Source organism: Mizugakiibacter sediminis, assembly GCF_000953855.2.
Classification (GTDB): domain Bacteria; phylum Pseudomonadota; class Gammaproteobacteria; order Xanthomonadales; family Rhodanobacteraceae; genus Mizugakiibacter; species Mizugakiibacter sediminis.
Genome location: NZ_DF970147.1, coordinates 1 through 6253, shown reverse-complemented (window position 1 = coordinate 6253; position 6253 = coordinate 1). Strand labels below are relative to the sequence as shown.

Annotated in this window: 7 protein-coding genes; 5 read left to right on the top strand and 2 right to left on the bottom strand. The window is 74.1% G+C overall.

Translation table 11 applies throughout. The annotated features are described in order from the left end of the window. Positions 1 to 224: copper chaperone (locus MBSD_RS01890; protein ID WP_148667788.1), on the top strand; the 224-nt coding region annotated here is incomplete at its 5' end. A 13-nt stretch (positions 225 to 237) separates the two neighbouring features. On the opposite strand, the gene MBSD_RS01885 is transcribed toward MBSD_RS01890, so the two are convergent. Continuing rightward, a complete protein-coding gene (locus MBSD_RS01885) occupies positions 238 to 870 on the bottom strand; it encodes a LysE family translocator (protein WP_062534535.1) in 633 nt (210 codons plus the stop codon). A 370-nt stretch (positions 871 to 1240) separates the two neighbouring features. Here MBSD_RS01885 and MBSD_RS01880 point away from each other — a divergent pair, with 370 nt between their 5' ends. Further along, positions 1241 to 1933 (top strand): RNA polymerase sigma factor, encoded by a 693-nt coding sequence (locus MBSD_RS01880; RefSeq protein WP_062534533.1) that lies wholly within the window; start codon positions 1241 to 1243, stop codon positions 1931 to 1933. Between the two features lie 163 nt (positions 1934 to 2096). Beyond that, the gene (locus tag MBSD_RS01875) at positions 2097 to 3029 is read left to right on the top strand and encodes a hypothetical protein (RefSeq protein WP_062534531.1); all 933 of its coding nucleotides are present in this window, start codon (positions 2097 to 2099) and stop codon (positions 3027 to 3029) included. A gap of 49 nt (positions 3030 to 3078) precedes the next feature. Here the strand turns inward: MBSD_RS01875 and pdxR are convergent, their stop codons facing one another. Next, positions 3079 to 4530 (bottom strand): MocR-like pyridoxine biosynthesis transcription factor PdxR, encoded by a 1452-nt coding sequence (gene pdxR / locus MBSD_RS01870; protein WP_062534541.1) that lies wholly within the window; start codon positions 4528 to 4530, stop codon positions 3079 to 3081. A gap of 80 nt (positions 4531 to 4610) precedes the next feature. Here pdxR and MBSD_RS01865 point away from each other — a divergent pair, with 80 nt between their 5' ends. Together MBSD_RS01865 and MBSD_RS01860 are read left to right on the top strand one after the other, a co-directional pair. After that, a complete protein-coding gene (locus MBSD_RS01865) occupies positions 4611 to 5495 on the top strand; it encodes a haloalkane dehalogenase (RefSeq protein WP_062534539.1) in 885 nt (294 codons plus the stop codon). Between the two features lie 32 nt (positions 5496 to 5527). Beyond that, the gene (locus tag MBSD_RS01860) at positions 5528 to 6199 is read left to right on the top strand and encodes a glutathione S-transferase N-terminal domain-containing protein (protein ID WP_062534537.1); all 672 of its coding nucleotides are present in this window, start codon (positions 5528 to 5530) and stop codon (positions 6197 to 6199) included. Positions 6200 to 6253: the final 54 nt, after the last annotated feature.

Below are 6253 nucleotides of genomic sequence, written 5' to 3'. Positions count from 1 at the left end.
CGTGGCGGCACGGCCTGCGCCTCGGCATGCACTGCTGCGTCTGCTGCGCCGGCCCGAGCGCGATCCTGCTCGCGCTCGGCGTGATGGACCTGCGCGCGATGGCGGCCGTCGCCGTCGCCATCAGCGCCGAACGGCTGGCGCCGGCAGGCGAGCGCGTCGCGCGCGCGACCGGCGCCGTCGCCGTCGCGGCGGGGCTATGGCTGATCGCGCGCGCGCTCGGGTGAAACGTGCGCCGCCTCAGCGCCGCGCCTCGGTGGCCATGCGCACGGCCAGCGCGGCGAGCACGGTGCCCATCAGCCAGCGCTGGATGCCCACCCAGAGCGGGCGCGTGCCGAGGAAGGCGGCGAGCGCGCCCGCGCCGATCACCACCAGCGCGTTCACCGTCATGCTGATGGCGATCTGCTCGGCGCCGAGCAGCACCGATTGCAGCAGCACGCTGCCCTTGCCGGGCACGACGAACTGCGGCAGCAGCGACAGGTACAGCACCGCCGCCTTCGGGTTCAGCAGGTTGGTCAGGAGGCCCATCGCGAACAACCGGCGCGGACTGTCCGGCGGCAACGCGCGCAGCGCGAACGGCGCGCGGCCGCCGGGCTTCAACGCCTGCCAGGCGAGGTAGCCGAGATAGACGGCGCCGCCGACGCGCAGCGCGTCGTAGGCGTAGGGAATGGCGAACACCAGCGCGGTGATGCCGAGCGCGGCGCACAGCATGTAGAACAGGAAGCCGACGCCGACGCCGGCCAGCGAGATCAGCCCGGCCTTGCGGCCCTGCGAGATCGAACGCGAGGCGAGGTACATCATGTTCGGGCCTGGCGTCAGCACCAGGCCGAGCGCGATCAGGCCGAAGGCGAGCAGGGTGGCGACGCTGGGCATGCGGGCGCACTCCGCAGCAGGAAATGGGGGATGCGATGCCGCATGGCACCGTGGCGCGCGCATGCTGCGGGCAACGCCGGTGCCGCGCATGCGCCGATGGTCACGGTGCGCGCTGCGGTCTCCGCCGGCGCCGTGCGGCGGCATGGCGGCCGGCGGCGCAACGTCGCCCGCGCCGGAACCTTTTCCGCGTCCGCCGCATTGATGCGGGCGAGGGCGCCGCCCGCCCGCCGCCAGGACCGCCTAGATGCATCACGACGCCGAATTCGACCGATCCCCGAAAGCCGCCGCCACCGCCGGCTCGTCCGGCGGCGATGGTCCGGCGCCGCGCGCGGCGGGATACTCGCCGCATCGGGTCGGCGGAGAAGTGGCCATGCAGCGCAGCGAGACGCCCGTGCCGCGCGAAGCGGGCACCGTGCCGGACGCGGAGCTGGTCGCGCGCGTCTGCCGCGGCGACCTCGGCGCCTACGGCACGATCATGCGCCGCTACAACCGCCGCCTGTACCGCGCCGCACGCGGCATCCTCGCCCACGACGGCGACGCCGAGGACGCCGTGCAGGACGCCTATGTCGCCGCCTACTACAAGCTGCACACCTTCGCCGAGCCCCACGACCTCGGCGCGTGGCTGACCCGCATCGCGGTGAACGAGGCCTGCATGAAACTGCGCAAACGCCGCCCGCAGACGTCGCTGGACGAGGACGGCTCCGGACGCGAGCCGCTGCACACGCACCACGGCGCCGATCCCGCCGGCCACGCCGAAGCCGAGCAGGCGCGCCGCCTGCTCGAGGCCGCCATCGACCGCCTGCCCGACGCATTCCGCGCGGTGTTCGTGCTGCGCGCGCTGGAGCAGATGGACGTCGCCGAAACCGCCGCCTGCCTGCAGCTCAACGAGGCGACGGTGAAGACGCGCTACCACCGCGCGCGCAACCTGCTGCGCGCCGACCTGCTGGCGCGGCTCAGCGTCGACAGCGTCGACGCCTTCGCCTTCGACGGCGCGCGCTGCGACCGCATCGTGCAGCGCGTCGGCGCGCGGCTCACCGCCACGCACGGCCCGCCGAACGCCTGAGTTTTCCCGCCGTCGCGGCGCCGGCGCCGCACCAGCATCGAGTTCCGTTGGCGGCGTGCGGTCGTCCCGCGACCGCACGCCGCAGCGATGTCCGGAATGTTTCCGGCATCATGGCGGTCATGCGGCGTACCGAACCCTTCTCCTCCTTCCGCCCCGGACCGCCATGATCCGCAAGCCTGCCTTCGCGCCGCTCGGCGCCCTGCTGGCGCTCGCGCTGGCCCTGCCCGGCGCGGCGCACGCCTGCGCCTGCGGCTGCGGCGTGTTCGACGTCGCCATCAGCAGCCTGTTCCCCAGCGGCGCGCACACCACGCTGTTCGCGCAGGCGGGCTACATCGACCAGACGCGCAACTGGTCGGGCACCGCCTCGGCGCCCGCCGCCGACAACGACGACCTGCACATCCGCAGCAGTTTCTATACCGCCGGCGTGCAGACCATGTTCGACCGCCGCTGGGGCCTGACCGTGGCCCTGCCGTACACGCAGCGCCACCTCGCCATGCGCGACGAGGACAGCGGCGAGCTGCTGCGCATCGACCACGGCGGCATCGGCGACGTGCGCGTGCTCGTCACCTACACCGGCTTCTCGCCGGACCTCTCCAGCGGCCTCGACTTCGGCGTCAAGCTGCCCACCGGCGACTGGACGCATGCGGGGCTGGAGCGCGACACGCAGATCGGCACCGGCACCACCGACCTGCTGCTGGGCGGTTTCCACCGCTTCGGCTTCGGCGCGGACGCGCGCTGGAGCGGCTTCGCCCGGGCCGACCTCGATCTGCCCAGCGGCTCGCGCCGCGACTACCGCCCCGGCGCCGAATTGAACGGCGTGTTGGGCGCCTATCCCCAAGGTTGGCAGCTCGCGCCGGGCGTGGCGCTGACGCCGGTGCTGGAAGCGCTGCTGTCCGCGCGCCGCCACGACCGCGGCGCCGAGGCCGACGCCGACAACACCGGCTTCACGCGCGTGCTCGCCGCCGCCGGCCTCGACCTGCGCGTGCGCCGCATGCACGTCTACGCCGACGTCGAGGCGCCGCTGTACCAGAACGTGCGCGGCAACCAGCTGATCGCGCCCTGGCAGCTGCGCTTCACCGCCAGCGTCGATCTCTAGCGATTTCCGAGCGCCGGGGCGCGGGCGCGCGCGCTCCTGCGCCGGCCGCTCACGCGCGACAGGCGCGGCGCAGCTGCGCCAGGCCCTCGGGGATCGCCGCCGCGTCGATCTGTCCAAAGCCGAACACCAGTCCGGCGACGCCGCCGCGGCCGAGGCGGTAGTCGCGCAGCGACTGCACGCCGACGCCGAGTTCGCGCGCGCGGCGCGCCAGCGCGTCGGCGTCCACGCCCGGCGCGGTGCGCGCGGCGAGATGCAGGCCGGCCACCGCCGGCAGCGGCCGCAGCCAGTGCGACAGTTCGCCGTCGAGCCCTGCAAGCAGCGCCTCGCGCCGCGCGGCATAGACGCCGCGCATGCGGCGCACGTGGCGCACGAGATGCCCCTCACCGATGAACGCGGCCAGCGTGTCCTGCGTCGCGCCGGGGCAGTGCCAGTCGGCCGCCAGCTTGGCGGCGACGAGCGCCTGTCGCGCCCACGTCGGCGCGGCGACGAAACCGAGCCGCAGCGCCGGGTACAGGCATTTCGAGAAGGTGCCGACGTAGAACACCGCTGCGTCGCGGTCGAGCGTCTGCAACGCGTCCAGCGGCCGGCCGGCGTAGCGGAACTCGCCGTCGTAGTCGTCCTCGATCACCACCGCGCCGCGGCGCCGCGCGAAGGCCAGCAGCTCGGCGCGCCGCCGCGCCGACATCGCCACGCCCAGCGGGAACTGGTGCGACGGCGTCACGCAGATCACCCGCGCCGCGTCCGGCAGACGCTCGACGACCAGGCCTTCCGCGTCGACCGCCACCGGCACCAGCCTGGCGCCGGCGGCGGCGAACGCGGCGCGTGCCGGCGGATAGCCGGGGTTCTCCACCGCGACCACCGTGCGCCCCGGCGTCACCAGGATGCGCGCCAGCAGGTCGAAGGCCTGCTGCGCGCCGGCGGTGACGACGATGTCGTCGGCGCCGCAGGCGACCGCGCGCGCGAAGGCGACGTGCCGCGCGATCGCCGCGCGCAGCGCCGGCTGTCCCTGCGGCTCGAGATAGGCGGGCGGACGCTTCGCCGCCGCGCGCAGCGCGCGCGCCGCCAGCCGCCGCCAGACGTCGAACGGAAACGCGCGCGTGTCCGGCACGCCGAGATCGAAATGCCAGCGCGGCGGCACGGCCGGTGCGGCGTGCGGGCGCAGCGCCGGCCGGCGCCAGGGGGCGGCCAGGCGGCGATCGATGCCCGCCGCCTGCGCCGCCGGCTTGCGCGCGGCCGCGGCGGGCAGCACGTCGGCGACGTAGACGCCGGCGCGCGGCCGCGTCAGCAGATAGCCTTCGCCGAGCAGCAGGTCGTAGGCGGCCACGGCGGTGTTGCGCGAGATGCCGTAGGCTGCGGCCAGGGCGCGCGTGGTCGGCAGGCGCAGCCCCGGCTGCAGCCGGCCGTCGAGGATCGCCGCGCGCAGCTGGCCGTGCAGCGCGCGCAGCAGCGCGCCGGAGCCGCGCGGCGGCAGGGCCAGCGGGAAGGCCAGCGCTGGATCCATCGATTTCGCCATTCCTGGATCTCCGGGCGGACCACGGCCGCGGCTATGGTAGCCGCTGGCCCCTTCCCGTGTTGATCGTCATGACCTCCAGCGCACCCTCCGCCCTCGATCCGCATCCGCGCAAGCGCGTCGCCGTGCTCGACAGCGAGATCAGCTACGTCGACGTCGGCGTCGGCGACCCGATCGTGTTCCTGCACGGCAACCCGACCTCGTCCTACCTGTGGCGCAACGTCATCCCGCACGTCGTCGCGCAGGGCCGCTGCCTGGCGCCCGACCTGGTCGGCATGGGGCGGTCCGGCAAGGCGCCGGACGGGCGCTACCGCTTCGCCGACCACGTGCGCTACCTGGACGCCTGGTTCGATGCGCTCGGCCTCGACCGCAACGTCGTGCTGGTGTTGCACGACTGGGGCTCGGCGCTGGGCTTCCATCGCGCGCAGCGCTTCCCGCGGCAGGTGCAGGCGATCGCCTACATGGAAGCGCTGGTGCAGCCGCGCCGCTGGGAGGATTTCCCCGAGCCGCGCGCGGCGATGTTCCGCGCGCTGCGCGGCGACGCCGGCGAAACGATGGTGCTGGAGCAGAATTTCTTCGTCGAGACGGTGCTGCCGAAGAGCGTGCTGCGCCCGCTCGGCGAGGCCGAGATGGAAGCCTACCGCGCGCCGTTCCTCGAGCCGGCCGCGCGCCTGCCGACGCTGGTGTTCCCGCGCGAACTGCCGATCGACGGCGCGCCGGCGGACGTGGTGGCGACGGTCGAAGCCTACGGCGCCTTCCTCGCGCAGAGCCCGCTGCCGAAGCTGCTGATCGCCGCCGAACCCGGCGCGCTGCTGACCGGCCGCGCGCTGGCGTTCTGCCGCACCTGGCCGAACCAGCGCGAGGTTGCCGTCAGGGGCATCCACTACGTGCAGGAGGACTCGCCGGCGGAAATCGGAGTGGCGCTGCGCGAGTTCCTGCATAGCATCCGCGGTTGACGTACGCTGCCCGGCCCGAGGATCCCGCCGCGATAATCGATCTCCATTTCGCCCCGACGCCGAACGGCCTCAAGATCAAGCTGTTCCTCGAGGAGGCCGGGCTGGCCTACCGCATCGTGCCGGTCAGCCTGTCGAAGGGCGAGCAGTTCCGGCCGGAATTCCTGGCGATCTCGCCGAACGGCAAGATCCCGGCGATCGTCGACCACGCGCCGGCCGACGGCGGCGCGCCGCTCGGCGTGTTCGAGTCGGGCGCGATCCTGCTCTACCTCGCCGAGAAGATCGGCCGCTTCATCCCCGCCGACCTGCGCGGCCGCACCGAGGTGCGGCAGTGGCTGTTCTGGCAGATGGCCGGGCTGGGGCCGATGGCCGGGCAGGCCGGCTTCTTCCGCGTCTACGCGCCGCAGGCGGTGCCCTACGCCATCGAGCGCTACACCAACGAGCTGCGGCGCCTGTACGGCGTGCTCAACCGCCGCCTCGAGGGCCGCGCCTACATCGCCGGCGAGTACTCGATCGCCGACATCGCCTGCTATCCGTGGATCGTGCCGCACGCGCCGCACGGGCAGGACCTCGCCGCCTTCCCGCACCTGCAGCGCTGGTTCGAGCGCATCGCCGGGCGCCCCGCCACGCAGCGCACTTACGCCGGCGTCGAGGACGTCTACGCCCGGCCGGGCCGCCCCGTGGCGGCCGCGCCGGCCGCGCGCTGAGAGGCTGTGAAAAAACAGCCTCTCAGGCGAGCCATGGACGGCTCGCGCGCGAAG